A 21,313-nucleotide genomic window follows, 5' to 3' on the forward strand; every position below is an offset into this window, starting at 1 on the left:
TGGATACATGGATCAGCGTAGCGGAACTGCCAGTAGTGTATGCAATAACTCATTATGCCGAAGATACTTCGTTACATAGCCCTGTCCCTCAAGCCAGCTGCATAGCTCATCGAGAAGAGGGAAATGGCGTTCATGCAAGGCGTGAAGTTGTTCTTCATGTCCTGTGGTTTCGGCCTGCCGAATATAGGAATCACGGTGAGCGGCGTCGACAAACATCAGATCGGTTAGGCAGATTCGTCCACGGCCAGTGAGTACCCGCTGCATCTCCTGTAATGCCAGAAGCTGCTGATCTGGACTCAGATGATGGAAGGCGAAGCTGGATACGACAAAGTCGAAGGAATGATCGGCAAAAGGCAGAGCCAGAAAATTACCAAGCTTCACATGCATCTCGGGATATTTGGTACGACATCTGCGCAGCATCTCCCGGGACTGGTCGATGGCAGTCATGTCTGCGCCGTGCTGTAGCAGTATCCCAGCCAGATTACCCGTGCCTGTACCGATATCAAGACCTTTCTCGCCAGAGGCGGGCGAGATCCAATGAGCTGTCTGTTCGAGCCCCTCATCATAGTTGTGATACAGATAAAAGGAAGACTGTACCGTATCCTTGGAACTGCTCGGTGTGGAATGGCCTCCAGCATTATGGTGTGGATGTGCAACTTCATGCTTATCGCTGATCGGCGAGGTGATGTCCGAATGATGCTTTTCCTCTGAAATGGATTGTCTCGTACCGGTGCTGTCCGCCGCCTGCACTCTTTGATCATGAAGGGCTGCCTGCGTATCATAGTTCCAGCGGTCATGCCAGTTCTGCCGTGCTTCACGCAGACGGCGCGCACTATCCGCAAGGTCGTGCAGATGGCTGACATCGAGTGGTCCCTCCTGGCGATTCAGATCCATCATGCGCTGAGTTGTATCCATCATGCGTTTCAGCTCAATCCACTGGGCGTACATGACGGCTTGTTGCAGCTCCAGATATTCTTCCAGCCGCTGCTGGTTCCCCTGATCGATCTCCCCAAGTGCGTGTGTAATGTCCTGTAGCGACATGCCAATCTCCCGCAGAGCTGCGATGGTCTGCAGACGCCAGATATCATTCTCGGTATAGGTGCGATATCCGTTGCTGGACTGTTTGGCGGGGTGGATTAATCCTTTTTCCTCATAGAATCGAATGGCTCTCGCTGATATACCCAATCTGCTTGCTGCCTCCTTGATATTCATCACAGACCCCCCTTATCGAACTAGTATAAACTATGACGTAACGGCAAGGTTAAGTATTAATTTCATTATGTTGGAGGGTGGGTTGAAGTTAAACAGAAAATTGAAGTCTAGCCAAGTAAAGGGTGGAATTTGATCTGAATTGCGTAGAATTTTAGTCAGAGCTGGGGCTATGTTACAATATATAGCATGAGGAATGCTTCTTAATGGATCTGGGTAAACATTTACAGAGCATGCACGAATGTACCTGGCATCATGAAGCAAAAGGTTAAACACGAAATGAACCAGAGTTGTACCGGCACTCTTACGACGTTGCTACGTTGCTCTACGTACAGCGTTGTTGACTATAGCACGAAAGGTTGAATCATTATGCTTACCAGCCATACGTTTACGATTCGTGCATCCGAGATGAAGGATGCGGTCCAGTTAATGGAGTTGGATACCTTGGTATGGGACAAACATACCTCTCCTGCACCGATGCATTGGCGATCCAGACAGCAATATCTGCAACATTGTCCGCCAGGCAGTCAATTGCTTGCCATGCAGGGAGAGCGGGTATGTGGTTATGTGGGCTTTCATGCAGCCACAGGTATGCCTGTGAACCGGCATGTCTACGAGATTCATATTGCGGTTCATCCCCATGATCGGCGTTGTGGTGTTGCTACAGCTTTGATGGATGCCATGAAGCAGCATGCGGCTGAACAAGGCATTCGCAAGCTCAGGCTGCGCGTTCTCTCCAGCAATCCGGGAGCAATCACATTCTATACCCGGTGTGGATTTCAGATGGAAGGCACATTGGTGTCCGAGTTTTATATTGGCGGCCGATATGTAGATGACATCCTTATGGGTTATTTTATACAGGCAACTTAAACAGAAAACGTATATAGAAACTCAGCTAAAGGAGGAATATCGATGGACATGGGATTACGGGGTAAAAAAGCACTGGTGCTGGCTTCCAGTCGTGGACTGGGCAAGGCGGTAGCCGCTCAATTGGCAGCAGAAGGTGCTGACGTCATGCTTGCCAGCCGGAATGAAGAAAAGCTCGCAGCCGTGAAACAGGAGCTTCTGGCGCTTGGCCGTGGTGGACGTGTGGAATATTGCGCAACCGATGTGACACGCAAGGAAGATATTGATACGCTGATTCATAAGACAGCCGAGCTGTTCGGGCAGATTGATATTCTTGTGAATAATTCGGGCGGTCCACCATCGGGTTCCTTTGAGTCACTGACGGATGAGGACTGGGAACGCGCATTTGAATTAAATGTACTTAGTTATGTACGATTGATTCGCGGTGCTCTTCCTTATATGAAAGAAAGCGGAGGGCATATCGTGAACATCTCTTCCACTTCGGTGAAGCAGCCGATCCCGGGTCTGGTTCTATCCAATACGTTCCGTACTGGCGTTTTTGGCCTAGCCAAGACCTTGTCCCAGGAACTTGCCCCATACGGTATTTTGATCAACACGGTGGCACCGGGGCGAATTGCAACAGATCGCATACACGAGTTGGATGCAGCGAGAGCAGAACAGAACGGAGTCAGTGAAGACGAGGTTGCTGAACAGTTCCGCAAAGAGATTCCGCTGGGCCGTTATGGTCAACCGGAGGAATTTGCCAAAGCGGTAGTATTCCTGTTATCCGGGGCCAATACGTACATTACCGGAACCTCACTGATTGTGGATGGCGGCATGGTTCGAGCGCTCTAGGGGTGCAGTATACCTTTGAGTTACTGTAGTTAGTTTAGCGTCAATATATGAAGAATCGGATGAAGTTACTACAAGCCGGCTAAGAAGTGAAATATAGAATACCCTCTGTCCCCACATGTTGTGGAGATGGAGGGTATTCAGATTGATCCTATATTATGTAAGCTGATTATCGCAAAAGTTCCCATTCATGTTGCAACATGCCGTAGACCGCATGGTTCACGTAACCTTTAGGTAACTTCTCGGCCTGACGAATGACACCTTCGAGGACAAATCCGAGTCTTTCAGGGATGGCGCGACTCCGTTTGTTATTCGTTGCCGAGCGAATCTCGACGCGATTCAGATCCAAGGTCACCAGTGCGTAATCGACCAGAACTCGGCAAGCGCTCGTCATCAAGCCCTGACCCTCGAAGCCTTTTCCCAGCCAGTATCCGATACTTACCGAGCGATTGGTCCAGTTAATCTCGTGGAAACCGATGATTCCCGCAAGAGCCCCTTTGGACCATACTCCAGCGGTGAATCCGCCATTTTCGGCGCCTTGTTTTAACGCATTGGTAATGAAGCTTGAGGTATGTTCCACTTCGGTCACATGATCGACCCAAGGTAACCAGTGTCTTAATTGATCCCGCGAGCGATCCGTGAGTTCGAACAGTGGTTTGGTATGTTCCATGGCAAGAGGCCGGAGTTCGGTATATTCATCCAATGAATAGGTAAACATGAATGCAACCTTCTTTCTTTGTATGGTATAGGTTTAGTTGTAGTAGATTAACGGGAAGTCTTGGGCAGCTTTCGCTCCAGTGCGAACAGGTCTTCTTCCATCGAGGCCATACGTTGATTGACCGTTGTGCGGGCGTCGCTGAGTGCCTGATTATATATGTAGGGAGCGAGTTGCGTCATGAATAAGTCCAGCACACCCCAGGCTGCCAGATCACCTAGTTCTTCGCCGCGCTCGTCATCGAAATAGGACTGGATGGTACGAATGGCTTCATCCTGCTGTTCTTTGGTCAGTTTTAGCGCGTTCAATGGGAAACCCTCCCTTTAATTTGTTTTTACCATTATGCTACATGATTCGAGCGAACCCGTCAAAATGGTTTTGGGCCTATTTATGCAGGCTGATCCTGACTATGGTGCCGTTCTTTATTGAACTCCTCCCCCGTTAAAGGTATATTTAAATGAAACGCGTACGAAACTTTCCAAGCAAATAGAATTTTTTCAGGAAATGACTTCGTTATAAAGGAATTATAGCCGGAATTGCTGCAATTCCCGAAAGCTCCAATTAATTCATGAAAGGTTTGATACCTGTGGACAATCGTACAACCCCACCTAACTTTATCAAAAATATCATTACCGAAGATCTCCGGTCCGGGAAAGTCCAGGAAGTTATTACCCGTTTTCCTCCGGAACCGAACGGTTATCTGCATATTGGCCATGCGAAGGCGATCTGGATTAACTTTGCATTGGGCGGCGAATTCGGCGGCAAAACAAATCTGCGCTTTGATGACACGAACCCGGTCAAGGAAGATGTAGAGTACGTTCAATCGATTCAGGAAGACGTGAAATGGCTCGGATACGAGTGGAGCGAGAAACGTTTTGCCTCCGATTATTTTGATGAGATGTATGACCGTGCGGTCCTTTTGATTAAAAAAGGAAAAGCCTACATCGACGACCAAAGCGCCGACGAAATTCGTGCAATGCGTGGAACGCTGACGGAGCCGGGCAAGAACAGCCCGTACCGTGATCGTTCAGTGGAAGAGAATCTCGACCTGTTCACACGGATGCGTGCAGGCGAGTTCAAGAACGGGGAGAAAGTGCTGCGTGCCAAGATTGATATGGCAGCACCAAATATCAACTTGCGCGATCCGGTGATTTACCGAATTTCACATGCACACCATCATAACACGGGTGACAAATGGTGCATCTATCCAATGTACGCCTTTGCTCATCCGCTCGAAGATGCCATTGAAGGTGTGACGCATTCCCTCTGCTCCCTGGAGTTTGAGGATCAACGTCCATTCTATGATTGGGTGATCGCTGAATGTGAGATGGAGAATCAGCCGCGTCAATATGAATTTGGCCGCCTGAACCTGTCGCAGATGGTGACCAGTAAGCGGAAGCTGAAACTGCTCGTGGACGAAGGCCATGTGGATGGATGGGATGATCCGCGTATGCCGACGATTTCGGGTCTGCGCCGCCGGGGATATACACCGGAAGCCATTCGTGATTTTGTATATGAGACAGGCATTTCCAAAAACTATGGAGTTATCGACCTGCAAACGCTGGAGCACTTTGTACGTGAAGACCTGAAACTGAAAGCTCCGCGCACAATGGCTGTCCTGCACCCGCTCAAAGTGGTTATTACCAACTACCCGGAAGGGCAAGTGGAATGGCTGGAAGCAGAAAATAATGTGGAGAACCCGGAGATGGGTAATCGTCAAATTCCGTTCTCCCGTGAGATTTACATTGAACAGGACGACTTCATGGAAATTCCGCCGAACAAATATTTCCGTTTGTTCCCTGGTAACGAGGTTCGTCTGAAACATGCATACTTTATCAAATGTAACGATGTCATCAAGGATGCGGACGGCAATGTGACCGAGATTCATTGTACCTACGATGTGGAGACGAAGAGCGGCAGTGGATTCACAGGCCGTAAAGTTAAAGGTACGATCCACTGGGTAGAAGCGACTCAAGCGGTACCTGCTGAATTCCGTCTGTATGAGCCTTTGATCTTGGATGAAGCACCGGAAGCAGAGGTGGAAGTGGCTGTAGCTGGGGCTGAAACTGAGGTTGTGGAAGAGCAACCGGAGAAAACGTTCCTGGATCAACTGAACCCGAATTCCATTGAGATTGTTCAAGGATATGTGGAACAGGAGATGAAGGAAGCGAACGCTCAGGATAAATTCCAATTCTTCCGTCACGGTTACTTCAGTGTTGATCCGAAGCATTCCGAGCCAGGCCGTCCGGTATTTAACCGGGTCGTATCCCTGAAAAGCTCGTTCCAACTGCCTAAGGCATAAGACCGATGAATGAACTTAATTTCTATTCATCAGAGTGCTGGCAAGCAGCCAAGTTATAAGTTATAGAAAGGGCATCCTTCGTCATGATCATGGCGGAGGATGCCCTTTTGTTATTCTGGATATAGTCAGGTTTAGTTTTAGACTGACCATATAATACGGCATGAATATGAACATGAGCTGAAGCCATGGAGTGCGTGTGAGGCAAAAATCTAACGAACCGAGGACACGCTATTTAAGTGTATTTGGGTATTCCAGCAACGTAACGAATCGTAGACACCTTATTTGCTCGTCTGGCCTGTCTTTTCGTGGTTATCATCGTCTTTTACATGGAATAGCGTGACTGGTGTTCGTTAGAATTAGATTTCTGCTTAATTGCTGCCAATAAGACGCTTGGAGTTCGTTAGAAACTCCAGCAGCGTACTCTACTGAGAAGTAATAAGCATGGGTCGTACTGGAACTGTACAAGGTAAGGGACAATAAGCCGAAAGCGGCCCTTTCTCTGTTCTTCTTTGCTACTACTATCCGTAATCTTTTGTTTCGGTTTTTTAGAACGCTGATGTTACACCCTAACAGAGAGGACAGAAAAAAGCTGGAGAAGCGAAGCGGTCGCCTTTATACCCGGATTTTACCCTTTGAAAAGGGAATCAAAAAATCCGGGAATAACAGCGATTGAAAGATTGTTCTGTCATCGGAGTGCGCCAGTGTAACTTTAATCGTTCGAATAGCCTGTAACAAATGATTATCGGTCCTCATCCATATTGCCCATCTCGGTCAACACGGTTGGCTGATAGCCGTTACGGCGGTTCGATAACCACATGATGCCGAATCCGACCGCGCCGATGAGTGAGAAGAATACGCCGATGCTATACATGACTTCCGCACCGAAGCTCTGGAACAACCAGCCGCCGAACAGGCCGGCAATAACTCCAGAGAGACCGCCCCAGGCCATCGTGTAGACCGCTTGACCCGAGGAACGATAAGGTCTTGGGATGAACAGCATCGTTAGCTGTGTACCTACATAGAAGTATCCACCGAACGTAATGGAATGCATCAGTTGAATGAACACAATCTCCAGCGGGTTGCTGGCAATAGCCATGAGCTGCCAGCGAAGTGCGAACAGCAGACTGATCAGAATGAGAGATGCCAGGAGCATGCTCATTTTGCGTTTGAGAAAGCGATCAAGTAGCAGGAATACACCGACTTCCAGAATGGAAGAGGTGAAGATGGCCCAGCCCACCAGCTGTTTGTCGCCACCCATCTCTACAATATATAGTGACATGAATGTACTGTTCATCGCATTGGGCACAGAAACAAGTACACCCAGGCCGATAAATGTCATAAAATACGGATTGAACATCACTCTGCCGAATCGTCGAAACGTAACTACAGGTGTATCGGAAGCGATAGGTTGTCTGGGCAGAAATACGGATAATACAAAGGCTACGGCAATCATGCAGGCAAATATTATGGATACACTGTAGATGCCAAAACGGTCAATAATCGGCCCGGCTGCAACCGCAGTAAGCGCCCAACCGAGTGAACCCCAGAGCCGGAATGCCCCGAACTTTTGGCTCGTACCATCGATATATCCGAGAATCAGGCTATTCGTTTGGGCGAATAATGGACTTTGAAAAAAATAAAAGAAAATCATCGCTACATAAATCCACGTATAACTGGGCGCATAGAACACACCCTGGCCAAGCACAAATGTGCCTCCCATCATAATCATCAGAATGATGCGAATGTTGCGGGATTTATCGCTCCAGAAGCCCCAGAACGGGTTGGCGAACAGGGAGATAAAGGGCCCAATCGCCATCAGGCTGCCAATCTCCAGTTTGGTCATGCCAATCTCTTGCAGATAGAGTTGCAAGAATCCGGCGAAGATGGAGATGGCTCCATATATGAAAAAGTTATATAGTTTCAGGGAAACCAATGAAGAATTACCTCGTGAAGGTATAGATCTGTCCAATTAAGCCATTCCTTTCAGAATCATATTGTTCAATGTATCATTTGTGGTAAAGGGATTCAATGCACAGCAACCGTTTGGAGATTGAATGCGGTAACATGCACACATCGTTGATTGAAGGAGGATACACCATGAATACGAAAGAATGGACAGGCATTATCTTGGCCGGAGGGTTATCCAGGCGCATGTGGTCCAACAAAGCCCTGCTGGAACTGAACGGTTCCGCTGTGCTGGAACAGGTCACGAACGCCATGAGACCCGCGGTATCCCGCATCATTGTTGCTGCCGGGCCGAACGTGACAGCCTACAGCGTAATGGGCTACGAATGCATCCAGGATCACTATCCGGGGAAAGGGCCTCTCGCTGGTCTTCATGCGGCACTGGACGCTTCGAATACGGATTGGAATCTGGTCTGCGCCTGCGATATGCCACTCCTGCAAACGTCCTTTTTCGATGGTATGAAAACACTGACGAATTCACATGACTCGTATGCCGCGATTGTTCCATCACTGGAAGGGCGCGTGCATCCACTTGCAGGTGCATATCACAAGCGTGTGCTCCCTGATCTGGAGCAGCGCCTGATGCAGGATCAGCTGCGGGTCACTCGCTGGCTTGAAGAGATCGGTTGCCGTTATGTCCAGGCAGATGAGCTTGAGAGAGCAGGTGTCCATCATGTAGCTACACAATTGAGTAACATGAACACTCCTGAAGAATACGAGCGCATCCGTAATCAAGGCATCTGACCGAAAATCGATCGGTGAGATACCGGATCACGGGATACATCTGCATGATGGTTCCGATATTGAAGCGGGCTCTGGCCTGTCCAGCGCTTGAATTGTCTGCTGAAATGAGACAGATGGGTGTACCCCAATTTCCACGCAATTTCCCCAAGAGACAGCTCTGGTTGTTCGATCAGCACTTTGGCTTCTTGCAGCTTCAGGCTGGACAGATACGCCCGCGGCGATTGTCCGAACACCTTGCGAAAGACCTGCAAACCATATCCTGGGCTGATGCCAAACGAGGATATAATCTGTTCTACTTTGACCGTGGATACACTGCCTTCTTTGGTCCGAAGTTGGGCATAGAATGCCTGCTTGATCGCCTCCGCTATAGCTCCCGCATAGTGCATGGCCGTTGGGGCTGGCGCGTGTGAAGCAGTGATGGAAGTGGTGGACTCAGGTTCATTGTCAGCGGCTTGAGACAACAGGGCGAACAATTCAAACATGCGTGCCTGCATGATCATTTTGTCGGTGGACGTGTAGGCCTCGGTTATGTTAATCATGCCCATCCAGTTCTCCAGCACAACACGAATCTTCATATTATCTGCCGTACCTGCTGCGTAGATTCTACTATGTTGTGACATCAACTTCAGGATGAAGACGGGATCATCCACATTAAAATGAGCGCTGAAATAAGTCATGCCTTCCGTAGATATGCATTGATTCGTATGTTTGAATCCGGGAGGGATGAGGAGAATGGAACCTTCCTCCACGGTATAGGTGTAGCCATGAATGACACTTTCCTGAGTGCCTTCGATAATCAACATAATTTCAAAGCCCGGATGTGATTCCTCCGGCATCGCCCATCCAAATGGAACTTGTTGGCTGTGCGCACCATAGAATTTAATGTTACAGTCGATAATAGGCAGCCAGTGGGCCAGCGTATGGTGGGGCATTTCTCGGAGCTGGGATCGGATATCCATTATATTCACCTCGGAAAAGGGTAAAAACAACTCGCCTTGTACAATCGGCACTCCTAGTATACTTCATTATAATCAGTTTAACGCGAGCATGGATAATTCATGGTATGCAGCGGTATTAGATGGTGCTCGTGAACAATCAATATGCAATAACCGATAATATTGTAAACGCTACCATTACGGACTGGAATATGTCAACTCATGTACATGTCAAGCAGACACATTTTCCGTCAAAAAGGAGACCGAATCATGGACAAATTATTATATGGTGTAGCTTATTATGATGAATATATGCCTTACGAAAGATTGGACAAGGACATTCAGATGATGAAGGATGCAGGAATCAACGTGGTCCGCATTGCAGAATCGACCTGGAGCACCCATGAACCGCAGAATGGTGTATTTGACTTCTCTTCCGTGGATCGTGTGCTGGATGCCATGCATGAGGCGGGGATTCAGGTCATCGTTGGCACACCAACGTATGCTGTTCCCACGTGGATGGTCAAGGAACACCCTGACGTTCTGGCTACCACCTCACAAGGACCTGGCAAATACGGTGCAAGACAGATCATGGACATTACCCATCCAGCCTATCTATTCTATGCCGAGCGAATCATCCGTAAGTTAATCTCTCGGGTAAGCACACATCCAGCTGTGATCGGTTACCAGACGGACAATGAAACGAAGCATTACAATACCGCCGGAGATAATGTACAACTGCAATTCGTCAAATATATGCGTAACAAGTTCAGCTCTCTGGAGGAGTTGAACAAGGAATTCGGCCTCGACTACTGGAGTAATCGGATCAATAGCTGGGAGGACTTTCCGTCTGTTGTGGGCACGATTAACGGCAGTCTCGGTGCAGAGTTTGCCAAGTTCCAGCGACAGCTGGTAACGGACTTTCTCGCATGGCAAGTCGGGATTGTGAATGAGTACAAACAGGAAGGACAGTTTGTTACCCAGAACTTTGACTTCGATTGGCGTGGGTATTCCTACGGCATTCAAGGGGATGTGGATCATTTTGCCGCATCGAAACCTTTTGACATCACCAGTGTGGACATCTATCATCCTTCCCAGGATGATCTGACCGGCATTGAGATTTCATTCGGCGGGGACGTGGCGCGTTCCACCAAACAATCGAACTATCTTGTACTGGAGACCGAAGCACAGGCATTCTGTCACTGGGTTCCTTATCCGGGGCAACTTCGATTACAGGCTTTCAGTCATCTGGCATCTGGAGCGAACATGGTCGCCTACTGGCACTGGCATTCGTTGCACAATTCGTTTGAGACGTACTGGAAAGGCTTGCTCAGTCATGATTTCGAACCGAATCCGGTGTACAACGAAGCGAAGACCATTGGCCGGGATTTTGCCAGACTTAGTCCGAAGCTTGTTAATCTCAAGAAGAAGAATCGGGTGGCTGTTCTGTTCAGCAATGAGGCACTGACTTCGATCAAGTGGTTTGGCTTTAACTTCACCAGTGACAAGACCTACAATGACGTGGTGCGCTGGATGTACGATGAATTATATAAAATGAATATTGGCTGTGACCTTATCGACCCGTCAGTTGAGAGTTATGCGGAATATGATGTGCTTGTTGTACCTGCCTTGTATGCCGCCTCGGATGCATTGCTGGAAAAATTGAACCAATTCGTAGAGGATGGCGGACATATCGTCTACTCGTTCAAAAGCGGATTTGCGAATGAGCATATCAAGGTACGCTCTACCCGCCAGCCCGGCCTGATCAGTGAGGCATGCGGGATCAGTTATAACCTTTTTGTAGAGCCGAAGCATGTGTCGCTACGCGATGATCCATTCCAGGTCGGTGAGGAGCAGAACCAGGTTCACACCTGGATGGAGCTGATTACGCCGACAACGGCTGAAGTACTTGCATGGTACGGCCATCCACATTGGGGTGAATATGCGGCGATTACTCAGAACAGCTATGGCAATGGCAAAGCAACCTATGTCGGTTGTTACACCAGTTCAGCGGTGATTCGCAAGGTGCTGGAGCGTGTGATGAAGGAAGCGGGCGTATGGGGAGCTGATCAGGAACTGGCTTTTCCGATCATTGTGAAGACAGGTGTGAACGATCAAGGGAACACGATTCGCTACTATTTCAATTATGCGGATGAGGCAACTTCCTTTGTGAATGCTTATGGGGAAGGTACCGAACTTCTGGCTGGAACCCTGATTGCTGCGGGAGAGAAGATCGAACTGGAGCCGTGGGGCATACGGATTATTGAACAATAATAGGAAATAATAGAGTAGGCAAGGGATGTTGAACTATAAATTTACACAAAAACGGAGATGACAGAAATAACCTGAGGAAGCGGAGCTAAAAGCTTTCTGAAAGAAAGCTGCATCGGAAGCATACATCTCGCCTTTATCACCGGATTTTCCCCTTAGATAAGGGAATCAAAAAATCTGGTGATAACAGCGATCAGAAGGTTGTTCTGAACACGTAGTGATCTCGTGTAACCATTCATTCTATTGTATAACGTGATATTTTAACATTTCCAAACGAATATAAAGACCAAAGCGCCCTCGGCTTCCATGCTGGGGCGTTTGTCTTATTTGAGCTCAGGAGTGGATGCGCTGTGTTTACCGAAGCATATCGGAAGCTGACAGATCCTTTCAAACGCAGCATTCGCAATAAATTGATTCTGACCATGACGTTACTGGCCGTTCTGCCCGTCATTGCCATGACCGCTATGGCGGCCGAGAATACCCGTTCTTCCATGGAAGAGGAGATTATGGAGACGAACCGTGCGAACATGAACTGGGCCTCTATCTATCTGGGTGAACAGTTTGCCCGCATGAACAATATTATCTACTCGATCCAGATCAGTGACGAATTGCATCAATATCTGGCATTGAATCAGGAAGCGCCGGCAGCCAGTCGATTCGATGAACAGAAGGCCGTGTTCAATATGTTGAACAGTGTATACTACTCCGCGGGCAATTATGTATTTGGCGTGGAACTGTACTTGAAGGAATTGGACACCTTGTTCACCTTCAACTCCATGGATTCCCGCATCAGAGCGGTATCCGAAATTCCGGCAGGCTATCATGAACTTTTTGCACAACATAAAGATTTTACAATTATGAATGATCCTGACGATCCGCAAAAGTTTCACATGACCCGTAGTATGAATCGCTTCGAGGATCAGGCACAGATTGGCGCCATCAGTCTGGAGGTCAAGTGGGCGGAGTTCAATCAGACCCTGGAGCTGTTGGATAGCCGGGGAGACTATGCAGTATACATTGCCGACAGCACGGGAAGTCCGGTCTATCAGCCGAACCAGGAGATTCAGCCGTCTGCGGAAGCAATGGAGAAAATGGCAGGCACGCAAGAAAGTTCGGGCTTCATCCGTACAGCCAAGGAATACGTATTCTTTCAATCCATTGAGCCCTCAGGACTGCGTGTGATCAAGATTGTACCTGCCCATGTCATTAATGAAAGTGCCTTGGAGACGATGAAATACGGATTGGTTGTGGGTGGCCTCGCAACCATCATCTCTATTGGAATAGCTGCGTTCGTGGCTTGGCGTACATCGAAGCCCATTGTCAGACTGGCGAATGCCATGAAGGGTATCCAGCTGATTAAGGACAGGGAAGTGGTACGAAGCGGCAGGGTAGATGAGATTGGTCTACTGGAGAAAAATCTGCACGGTATGGCAAGCCGCATTCGGGAACACATTCGGGACAACTACCTGATGAATCTGGAGAAGCAGACGGCTGAACTCAAAGCGTTACAATCCCAGATCCACCCACATTTTCTGCAAAATACATTGCAAATGATTGGCGGTATGGTCTACTCGCAGAAACCGGCAGATAGTTACAAAGTCATTCGAGCATTAAGCGAGATGTTTCGTTACATTGTGCGAGCGCCGGATGGACTTGTGCCCCTACAGTCTGAACTGGACCAGCTGGAGCATTATATGCTCATTCAAAAGCAACGTTTTGCCGGCAGACTTGAATATACACTGGAGATTACCGGAGAACTTCGGGAATGTTATATTCCCAAGTTGTCTCTGCAACCGATTGTGGAGAATGCATTTTTGCATGGTTTGGAGAAGAAACAAGGGGAGTGGAAGCTGGGCATTGCGGTTGTCCGTAAGCAGAATGACGTAACCATTCAAATTGGGGATAACGGCGTGGGCATGGATGCCGAGAAGCTGGCAGAGATGCAATCGAGACTGGAGCGACTCACCCGGCAGGCAGACAGGGTATGGAGTTCAGGAACAAGTATTGGACTCGTCAATGCAGCCTCACGAATGGTGATGCATTTTGGGCCTGAATATGGCATGAGCATGGAAAGTGAACACGGACAGGGGACGAGAGTGATCGTGCGAATCCCCTGCAATACAGGAGGCGAAGCCTGATGAACAAGGAGCCGTATAGAGTACTGTTAGTGGACGATGAACCATGGAACCGGGATATTTTGCGCAGCCTTGGAGATTGGATGGAGCTCGGTATGGCCGTTGCAGGTGAGGCAGAGGATGGTGAACAGGCCATACAACTGGTTAAGCAGCTTCAGCCTCACATTATTATTACAGACATGCGCATGCCCGGTACGGATGGTGTGGAGCTGTTACAGACATTGAGCGGACAATACCCGCAGATCAAGGTGATCGTGGTCAGTGGATATGATGATTTCAATTATGCGAAACATGCGATCCGCCATCGGGCTGCCGATTATCTGCTCAAACCGGTGAATCCAGATGAGTTGAACGGGGTGCTGGCGAAGTGTGCAAGGGAATTGGAAAAGGCTGAATCCGCGCCTGAATCGTGGGAAGCCTACCCGTCTTCGTTCGCGGGTGAGTTCACCTTGTTGCAGCAGCAGGCCCGCCTGCGATTTAATGATCTGAATCTCCAGAGTCTGCGGGAATGGTTCCAACAGTTGCAGCAGAAGCTGGAACATTGCGAGATCCACAGACCCCGGCAACTTGGGCGGGTAGCCTATGAGTTAAAGGCCTTGCTAGATGAACTATGCGTCTCCAACGGCTTATGTGATCGGCCAGAGGTAACCGCGTTACCTTCTTCGACAGCGCTGGCATCCATACCGGCCGCAATGGATTGGATATCAGCCCCGTATTACGAGGCTTTGGAACAGTTGATCTCACAGCGCAAGTTCAAGAACAAGCTGAACCTGGACGAGGTGAAGCAGTATATGGAGCAGCACTGTATGGAGATGATTACGCTGGAACAGCTCGCCCAGATCTTTTTTGTCAGTAAAGAATATCTCAGCAAGGTATTTAAGAAGGAGTATGAGGTGAATGTGACCGATTATGTTGTCCGGTTACGTATGACGAGAGCGAAGGAATGGGTGATGGATGATCAGATTCCATTCAAACATATTGCCGAGATGACAGGTTATGAGGATGTGTCCTATTTCTATCGGGTGTTCAAGAAACATTTCGGAGTTTCACCGGGAGAGATGCGGAAGGGACAACCTCGGTTGTCAGGCAATCCAGGCAATAGCACGGAATGAGTCGTTCGAGGAAGCACTTGTGGTTGGATTAAGGTTTAAAATAATCCAATACATGAGTCTAATTTTGTCCAATGAAGCGCTTTCATTGTCCGGTATATAATGAGCCTATGAAAGACAAACCAGTTACACACCGGGAGGTCATAAGAGATGAAAGTATGGAAAAGCGTAGCAAGTGCGGTACTGGTCAGTGTTCTGCTCGCAGGTTGCGGCTCCAATGCAGGAACGGACAATGGGCAGGAGGAATCAGCATCAGGCAGCACGGTGTCACTCAAAGTATTCATTGCACAACCTCGGCTGAAAGAACATTACGATAAATATATAGAACAGTTCAAAGCCAAGGAGAAAGCAGAGAAAAACATCGAGGTCAATGTACAGCTGGAGATGCCGCCAGCAGACAATGCGCCCCAGATTCTGAAGACACGACTGGCATCCAATGATGCACCGGATGTGTTCGCTCTGCATGCAGTCAATGAGATTCCACCGTTTAGCAAAGCGGGTTATCTGGAAGACCTGTCGGGCCAACCTTTTGTCGATAAGTTGCTGGATTCTGTTAAACCTTCCGTAACGGATGCGGAGGGCAAAGTCGTAGCTGTTCCATTGGAAACGGTATCATGGGGCTATCTGTACAATAAAGATATTTTCGAAGAGCAAGGGCTGGAAGTGCCAACGACTTTAACGGAAATGAAAGCGGTCGTGGAGAAACTCAAAGCAGCCAACATTACACCGTTTGAACTGTCCTACAAAGAAGCCTGGATTCCGCAATTATTCCTGCCACTTACCGTGGGTGCATTAACTCAGTCTGAGCACAAAGACTTCGTGGAGAAGATGAATCAGGATCAGGGCTCCTTCTCCGATATGAAAGCATTGTTCGATATCTTCGATCTCGTCAATGCCAATGGAACGGACAAAGCGCTGGAAGTGGGCGGAGATGATGGTTCAGCAGCCTTCGCATCAGGAAGCGCCGCGATGTGGATTCAGGGACCATGGTTTGCCGAAACCATTCTGAAGTCCAACCCGGACTTGAACTTTGGTGTAGCACCAATGCCGATCAATGACAATCCGGATGATACCAAAATCAATCTGAGCACCTCCACTTCACTGGCAGTATCGTCATCTAGCAAAAACAAAGAAGTGGCACTCGATTTCGTGAACTACATTCTCGATGACAAGGATTCAAGTGCATTCTTCGAAGCACTCAAGTTCAATCCGATTGCCAAGATCCATGACTTCAAGAGCTTCCCGTGGGTAGACGATGCCCAGAAATATGTGAGTGAAGGTAAAGCTTATGAGGACCCATCCCTCCCTCAAGCGGTGAAAGACGAGTCAGGCAAAGCGTTGCAAGGCTACTACTCTGGGCAATTAAATAAACAGCAGGTTATCGATGCACTCGACAAGGCGTGGAAATCGTACAACAAAGTCAACAAGTAAGGAGATGCGAGGAATGTAGTACCCGCTTTTGTTGGCAAAATCTCAACGGTTTTGGGGTTTTGTCAACAAATAGGCGGTACTTTATTTCGTCGCAGTCTCCAAGCAGGTGATACGGCAGGCAGAACGTCCTTCGTTCCCCCGTTTACGATCATCCGCTTCGAGTGAAAAGGGGGAGAACCTATGGCTACGAATGTGTTCAAGAAGTATCTGTCACTGCTCGCGTTCACTGCGCCTGCCTTTGTCATCTATGCGATTTTCCTGCTGTACCCTACGTTTAGTGGCATGTTCTATAGCCTGACGGATTGGAACGGGCTCAATCGGGATTACAGCTTCATCGGTCTGGGCAACTTCGTGGAATTGTTCAAAGAAGATCCGGACTTTCTGAACTCCCTGTGGTTCACGATGAAATATGTAATATTTATGCTGATTCTGCAAAATGGAATTGCCTTGTTGCTTGCCGTGTTGATTGAATCACGGACGCGTAGCAAAGGGCTCTTCCGGACCCTGTTCTTCATGCCGAACATGATCAGTACAATCATCAGTGCGTTCATGTGGACATTCATCTTCTCTCAGGTGCTACCACAGCTCGCGGAGAAACTGGCTTTTTCATTCCTGGACCAGCAATGGCTGGGTGATCCGAGGTTCTCCTTTTACTCCATTCTGATCGTATCGCTCTGGAACGGTGTGGGGTATATGATGATCATCTACCTGGCTGCCCTTCAAGGTGTGCCGAAGAGTCTCAAGGAAGCAGCTGTCATTGATGGCGCCAATGCATTTCAGGTACTGCGCAATGTGGTGTTGCCGATGATTACTCATGCTGTGACCATCTGTTTCTTCCTGACGTTGAACGGAGCATTCAAGGTGTTCGAAGTGGTATATGGACTAACTGGCGGTGGACCGGGCCGGGCCACACAGGTTATCACGATGAATATCTATGAAGAAGCGTTCTCCAACAACTTCAGATACGGCTATGCGAGTGCCAAATCGGTTGTGCTGTTCATCATCGTACTCATCTTCACACTCATCCAGATCACCGTCATGAAGAAGAAAGAGGTGGAAGCATGAGGATGCAACGACTGAACAGTTATCTGATTCGACTGCTGCTGATTCTGGGTTCTCTCGTGGCCATGCTGCCAATCTACATGGCGGTGGTGAACTCTTTCAAAACACAAGGTGAGATGTTCCAATCCTTTATCGCGCTACCGACAACGCTTCACTGGGAGAATTATTCGGACGCGTTTAACAAAATCAACCTGTTGGGCAGTTCGATGAACTCGGCGATTGTATCCTTTCTGGGGATCGGTGGTATCGTCTTCTGTGCCTCACTGGCGGGATACAAGCTGTCACGTACCTCTGGTCGACTGAGCAACCTGATCTTCTTCCTCTTTGTTGCATCCATGCTGGTGCCGTTTCACTCGATCATGATTCCGCTGACACGGGTAGCCAAAGGCATGGGTGTACAGGGAAGCACATATGGACTGGCTCTAATCTATATTGGGCTTGGTGTGAACATGGCAATCTTCCTCTATCACGGGTTTGTCAAGTCCATACCACGTGAGTTGGAAGAGTCAGCGCAGATGGATGGATGTAATGAGTTCCAGACGTTCTTCCAGATTATCTTCCCGCTATTGCTTCCGATCACAGTCACCATCGCGATTCTGGACTTCCTGTGGATCTGGAATGACTTCTTGTTGCCACTGCTCATGTTGACCGATGTGAATCGTTATACGCTGATTCTGTCCACGAACATGCTGTTTGGTGAATATAGCAAGGAATGGCCGTTGATTCTGTCCTCCCTTGTACTGACTGCGATTCCGGTTATTCTAATCTATGCTTTCTTTCAGAAGTTCATCATGGAGGGTATTGCAGAGGGTGCGGTGAAAGGGTAAAGAGACCCGCAAGCTGGATCTACCCATCTCCTTCAATCTGTAAATGAAATGAACCGCCTTGAACCGAAGGGTGCTGTCCCTCCAGTTCAAGGCGGTTTGTCGTTAAATCAGCCATTTCCGGGCTGCCTGGTGATTCGAGCTATGAATCTCTGATCTACTCTGCCTTCAGCAGCATGGATTCAATGAACACCTTCAGATCTTGGCTCACGCTGTTCAACTGATCAATGACCTCACTGAACTCGGTGACCAGCACAGCCTGCTGGTTGCTCGACTGTGAGATGGACGTGATCTCTTGTTCCATCTGTTGTATAGAGTGCTGTACGTCCTTCAAGGAGCGTTCGATATTCACTGTGGCCTCTTTGGTGCCGGTGGACAGTTTGCGCACTTCGGATGCCACGACGCCGAATCCGGCACCCGCTTCACCTGCCCGGGCTGCTTCAATGGCAGCATTTAGGCCGAGCAGGTTGGTCTGCTCGGAGATTTCACGGATAAATACCGCAACTTTGTTGACTTCTGCCGAGTTCTGCACAGCCATGCGGGTATTGTCCAGAATTTGTGTGGAAGATGCCGTTAATTGTTCGGATTGGGCAGCCACCGTCTGCACCATATCTGACAGTCGACCGCTAATTCCACCAATCAATTCGGTGAAGTACTCCAGCTTTTCCTCATTTTGAAGAGAGAAACCAATGGCAAGTGTGCCAACGATATTTCCTTGCTCATCGCGAAGAGGGGTAGCCGCAGAATTGATGGATGTGCCATAGAATTTGGCATCAATGCGATTGGCTGAAGTCTCCCCATGTATAAGTGCCCGGCGGAGTGTTGGGTCATCCAGGGAGATGGGATCGCCTGCTTTGATACCCAGATCGAGTTCGTCACTGGGAACGTAATACCAGAACTTCTCGGTATCGGTTACCGCAATCATCAAATCGTGTTCCTTGAGCATAATTTTAAAATAGGGACTTGCAGCAACGAGTGCTTCAACGATGTTCAATAAGGTCAACTCCTGTATGTGTGTATATCATCTGGATGTATAATATACATCGTCAAAATGAGGACAATATTGAAGACCTGTTAAGGGCATAACGTATATTAAGTTTTTTGGAAACAACTGAATCAGGAAAAATGAAATGGAGTGCAGGATGATGGGTGAAAAAACAACCAGGTTGGGCGTGATAAGAGACAATGCAGAGATTTCCTGCTTTGTTCCCTCGTTGTTTTGTCGCTGCTGTGTTGTTTATCCGTTTGTAGACAACGGGAAGCGACACGGTTCTTGGTTACTTTTTGCAGATTTCAGTTGCAGATTTCAAAAAGCGGGTATCTTCGCAATGTTCACTTTTTATTTCCGTTGTAACTTACTTAACCGGAAGAGAGCTGGCATTGAGATATCTGGAGCACGTTCCCCCTACCATCTCAACGTCTTACCAGCTCTAACGAACTGAGTTGACGCTATTTGGCCCATTTCAGCCGCTTTGAACATGTAACGAATCTGAGACGCGCTATTCTTACGTTTCAGACGTGAGATCGCCGTTAATTCCCCATTTCGGATGAAATAACGTTGCTGGGATTCGTTACGTTTCTCTTCTCACCGAAATTACGAAAATAAGGGGTGTGAGATTCGATAGAGATTCAATGAGGGATAACCCTCAACCCTAAGACCTCTATTGATGTTGAACTAAAGTTGAATTCACACGAGTACTGCGATTACTCTGTCTTCCTCGGCTCTGTGTGTGTGATTGATTTTAATTAGTTCACCTTATATACCTTCGGTCTGCGAATACACCCTGGTAGGCAAGTACGCCCTCAGTGTGCGCATACACTCTCGGTAGGCGAAGAAAGCCAGAGATCATCCTCTTGACGATCTCTGGCTTTTGGCCATTCTGTTTCTGTCTAACCGCCAATTTGGGACATGCGCCTTACGGTCGGCGTATGAGATTGCATTTTTTGTTCCAGTGCCAGTGCCATCTCATGATTCTTCGGTTTCGTACCCAGTGCTTGGAGGAATAGAGCCGCCATAGCATCGGGATCATCCACGAAGCGGCGAACATTATACTCATCTGACCAGTAGAGACAAGCTTTGATATGTCCGTCAGCTGTCAGCCGAAGTCGATTGCAATTGTCACAGAAGTGATCACTTACCGGATGAATGAGTCCAAATGTACCTACGGAGCCCGCAATTTTCATATTACGGGAGGGACCGTTCCCCGCTGGGCCTACTGTATTTTCAACCGCCCAACCGGCTTCAGCACATACATCTGTGACGGCTTCCAGCGGCAAATAGGATTTGCGCCATGAATCCGAAGCCTGCCCAATCGGCATATATTCAATGAAGCGCACATGAAGAGGTTGATCAATGCTCATTGCAATAAAATCCTTGATCTCGTCATCGTTGATGCCCTTCATTAATACGACATTCAGCTTGATTGGAGTAAGGCCAACGGCTGTTGCAGCTTCAATGCCTTTGAGTACCTTATTCACATCCCCGCCACGGGTGATCATGGAGAAGCGATCTGCGCGCAGGGAGTCGAGACTGATGTTAATCCGGTTGAGTCCAGCGTCTTTCAAAGCTTGAGCTTGTTTATCCAGCAAGAGGGCATTGGTGGTGAGCGAAATATCCTCAATTCCGTCAATCGCGGAGATCATGCCAACGAGCTTGTGCAGATCCTTGCGCACCAGCGGTTCTCCCCCGGTGAGTCTAACTTTACGCATGCCCATCGGAGCAAGTACTCTCAGCACCTGTGCGATCTCTTCGTAGCTCATAATCTCATCATGTGGAGCAAACTCCATGCCCTCCGCAGGCATGCAATACACACAGCGTAAATTACAGCGGTCCGTAACAGAAATACGGATGTAGTCATGTATCCGGCCAAATGAATCCTGAAGCAATTCCATGCAGACCACCCTTTCATCGGT

At 48.4% G+C, this 21,313-nt stretch carries 17 protein-coding genes; 10 read left to right on the forward strand and 7 right to left on the reverse strand.

Translation table 11 applies throughout. The features are described from left to right. Positions 1 to 12 precede the first annotated feature (12 nt). Positions 13 to 1,212, reverse strand: a complete 1,200-nt coding sequence (locus C0Q44_RS08040; protein ID WP_181150900.1) for a methyltransferase domain-containing protein — start codon at positions 1,210 to 1,212, stop codon at positions 13 to 15. Positions 1,213 to 1,578: 366 nt separating this feature from the next. Here C0Q44_RS08040 and C0Q44_RS08045 point away from each other — a divergent pair, with 366 nt between their 5' ends. Together C0Q44_RS08045 and C0Q44_RS08050 are read left to right on the forward strand one after the other, a co-directional pair. Beyond that, positions 1,579 to 2,079 carry a GNAT family N-acetyltransferase gene (locus C0Q44_RS08045; RefSeq protein WP_105406796.1) on the forward strand — a complete coding sequence of 167 codons (501 nt, stop codon included), beginning with the start codon at positions 1,579 to 1,581 and terminating at the stop codon, positions 2,077 to 2,079. Between the two features lie 42 nt (positions 2,080 to 2,121). Continuing rightward, on the forward strand, positions 2,122 to 2,910 hold the full coding sequence (locus tag C0Q44_RS08050) for an SDR family oxidoreductase (protein WP_105406797.1): 789 nt from the start codon (positions 2,122 to 2,124) through the stop codon (positions 2,908 to 2,910). Positions 2,911 to 3,076: 166 nt separating this feature from the next. On the opposite strand, the gene C0Q44_RS08055 is transcribed toward C0Q44_RS08050, so the two are convergent. Together C0Q44_RS08055 and C0Q44_RS08060 are read right to left on the reverse strand one after the other, a co-directional pair. Then, positions 3,077 to 3,625 carry a GNAT family N-acetyltransferase gene (locus C0Q44_RS08055; protein ID WP_105406798.1) on the reverse strand — a complete coding sequence of 183 codons (549 nt, stop codon included), beginning with the start codon at positions 3,623 to 3,625 and terminating at the stop codon, positions 3,077 to 3,079. 47 nt (positions 3,626 to 3,672) lie between these two features. After that, positions 3,673 to 3,930, reverse strand: a complete 258-nt coding sequence (locus C0Q44_RS08060) for a DUF2164 domain-containing protein (protein WP_105406799.1) — start codon at positions 3,928 to 3,930, stop codon at positions 3,673 to 3,675. 260 nt (positions 3,931 to 4,190) lie between these two features. Here C0Q44_RS08060 and C0Q44_RS08065 point away from each other — a divergent pair, with 260 nt between their 5' ends. After that, entirely contained in the window at positions 4,191 to 5,924 is a 1,734-nt protein-coding gene (locus C0Q44_RS08065; RefSeq protein WP_105406800.1) for a glutamine--tRNA ligase/YqeY domain fusion protein, read from the forward strand. 739 nt (positions 5,925 to 6,663) lie between these two features. Here the strand turns inward: C0Q44_RS08065 and C0Q44_RS08070 are convergent. Beyond that, positions 6,664 to 7,893 (reverse strand): MFS transporter, encoded by a 1,230-nt coding sequence (locus C0Q44_RS08070; protein ID WP_258166208.1) that lies wholly within the window; start codon positions 7,891 to 7,893, stop codon positions 6,664 to 6,666. A gap of 128 nt (positions 7,894 to 8,021) precedes the next feature. Between C0Q44_RS08070 and mobA the strand changes: the two genes are divergently transcribed. Continuing rightward, a complete protein-coding gene (gene mobA, locus C0Q44_RS08075) occupies positions 8,022 to 8,633 on the forward strand; it encodes a molybdenum cofactor guanylyltransferase (protein ID WP_181150901.1) in 612 nt (203 codons plus the stop codon). Here mobA and C0Q44_RS08080 read toward each other — a convergent pair. Beyond that, complete coding sequence (locus C0Q44_RS08080) at positions 8,621 to 9,592, reverse strand: AraC family transcriptional regulator (protein WP_105406803.1); 972 nt, start codon at positions 9,590 to 9,592, stop codon at positions 8,621 to 8,623. The two genes, mobA and C0Q44_RS08080, sit on opposite strands and share 13 nt — an antisense overlap. A 246-nt stretch (positions 9,593 to 9,838) precedes the next feature. Between C0Q44_RS08080 and C0Q44_RS08085 the strand changes: the two genes are divergently transcribed. The 6 genes from C0Q44_RS08085 (at position 9,839) to C0Q44_RS08110 (ending at position 18,403) form a co-directional block, all read left to right on the forward strand. Then, on the forward strand, positions 9,839 to 11,842 hold the full coding sequence (locus tag C0Q44_RS08085; RefSeq protein ID WP_105406804.1) for a beta-galactosidase: 2,004 nt from the start codon (positions 9,839 to 9,841) through the stop codon (positions 11,840 to 11,842). Positions 11,843 to 12,189: 347 nt separating this feature from the next. Continuing rightward, positions 12,190 to 13,977, forward strand: coding sequence for a sensor histidine kinase (locus C0Q44_RS08090; protein WP_105406805.1), 1,788 nt, complete (start codon positions 12,190 to 12,192; stop codon positions 13,975 to 13,977). After that, positions 13,977 to 15,086: a response regulator transcription factor gene (locus C0Q44_RS08095; protein WP_105406806.1), complete on the forward strand. Its 1,110-nt coding sequence runs from the start codon at positions 13,977 to 13,979 to the stop codon at positions 15,084 to 15,086. Before C0Q44_RS08090 ends, C0Q44_RS08095 begins: the two co-directional genes overlap by 1 nt. 147 nt (positions 15,087 to 15,233) lie before the next feature. Continuing rightward, positions 15,234 to 16,514 carry an ABC transporter substrate-binding protein gene (locus C0Q44_RS08100; protein ID WP_105406807.1) on the forward strand — a complete coding sequence of 427 codons (1,281 nt, stop codon included), beginning with the start codon at positions 15,234 to 15,236 and terminating at the stop codon, positions 16,512 to 16,514. Between the two features lie 180 nt (positions 16,515 to 16,694). After that, a complete protein-coding gene (locus tag C0Q44_RS08105) occupies positions 16,695 to 17,579 on the forward strand; it encodes a carbohydrate ABC transporter permease (protein ID WP_105406808.1) in 885 nt (294 codons plus the stop codon). After that, the gene (locus C0Q44_RS08110; protein WP_105406809.1) at positions 17,576 to 18,403 is read left to right on the forward strand and encodes a carbohydrate ABC transporter permease; all 828 of its coding nucleotides are present in this window, start codon (positions 17,576 to 17,578) and stop codon (positions 18,401 to 18,403) included. Before C0Q44_RS08105 ends, C0Q44_RS08110 begins: the two co-directional genes overlap by 4 nt. Before the next feature lie 154 nt (positions 18,404 to 18,557). On the opposite strand, the gene C0Q44_RS31445 is transcribed toward C0Q44_RS08110, so the two are convergent. Together C0Q44_RS31445 and moaA are read right to left on the reverse strand one after the other, a co-directional pair. Further along, positions 18,558 to 19,394, reverse strand: coding sequence for a methyl-accepting chemotaxis protein (locus C0Q44_RS31445; RefSeq protein ID WP_105406810.1), 837 nt, complete (start codon positions 19,392 to 19,394; stop codon positions 18,558 to 18,560). Positions 19,395 to 20,290: 896 nt separating this feature from the next. Further along, positions 20,291 to 21,292 carry a GTP 3',8-cyclase MoaA gene (moaA, locus tag C0Q44_RS08120; RefSeq protein WP_105406811.1) on the reverse strand — a complete coding sequence of 334 codons (1,002 nt, stop codon included), beginning with the start codon at positions 21,290 to 21,292 and terminating at the stop codon, positions 20,291 to 20,293. Positions 21,293 to 21,313: the final 21 nt, after the last annotated feature.

Origin of the sequence: Paenibacillus sp. PCH8, assembly GCF_002968835.1 — a bacterium.
GTDB lineage: Bacteria > Bacillota > Bacilli > Paenibacillales > Paenibacillaceae > Paenibacillus.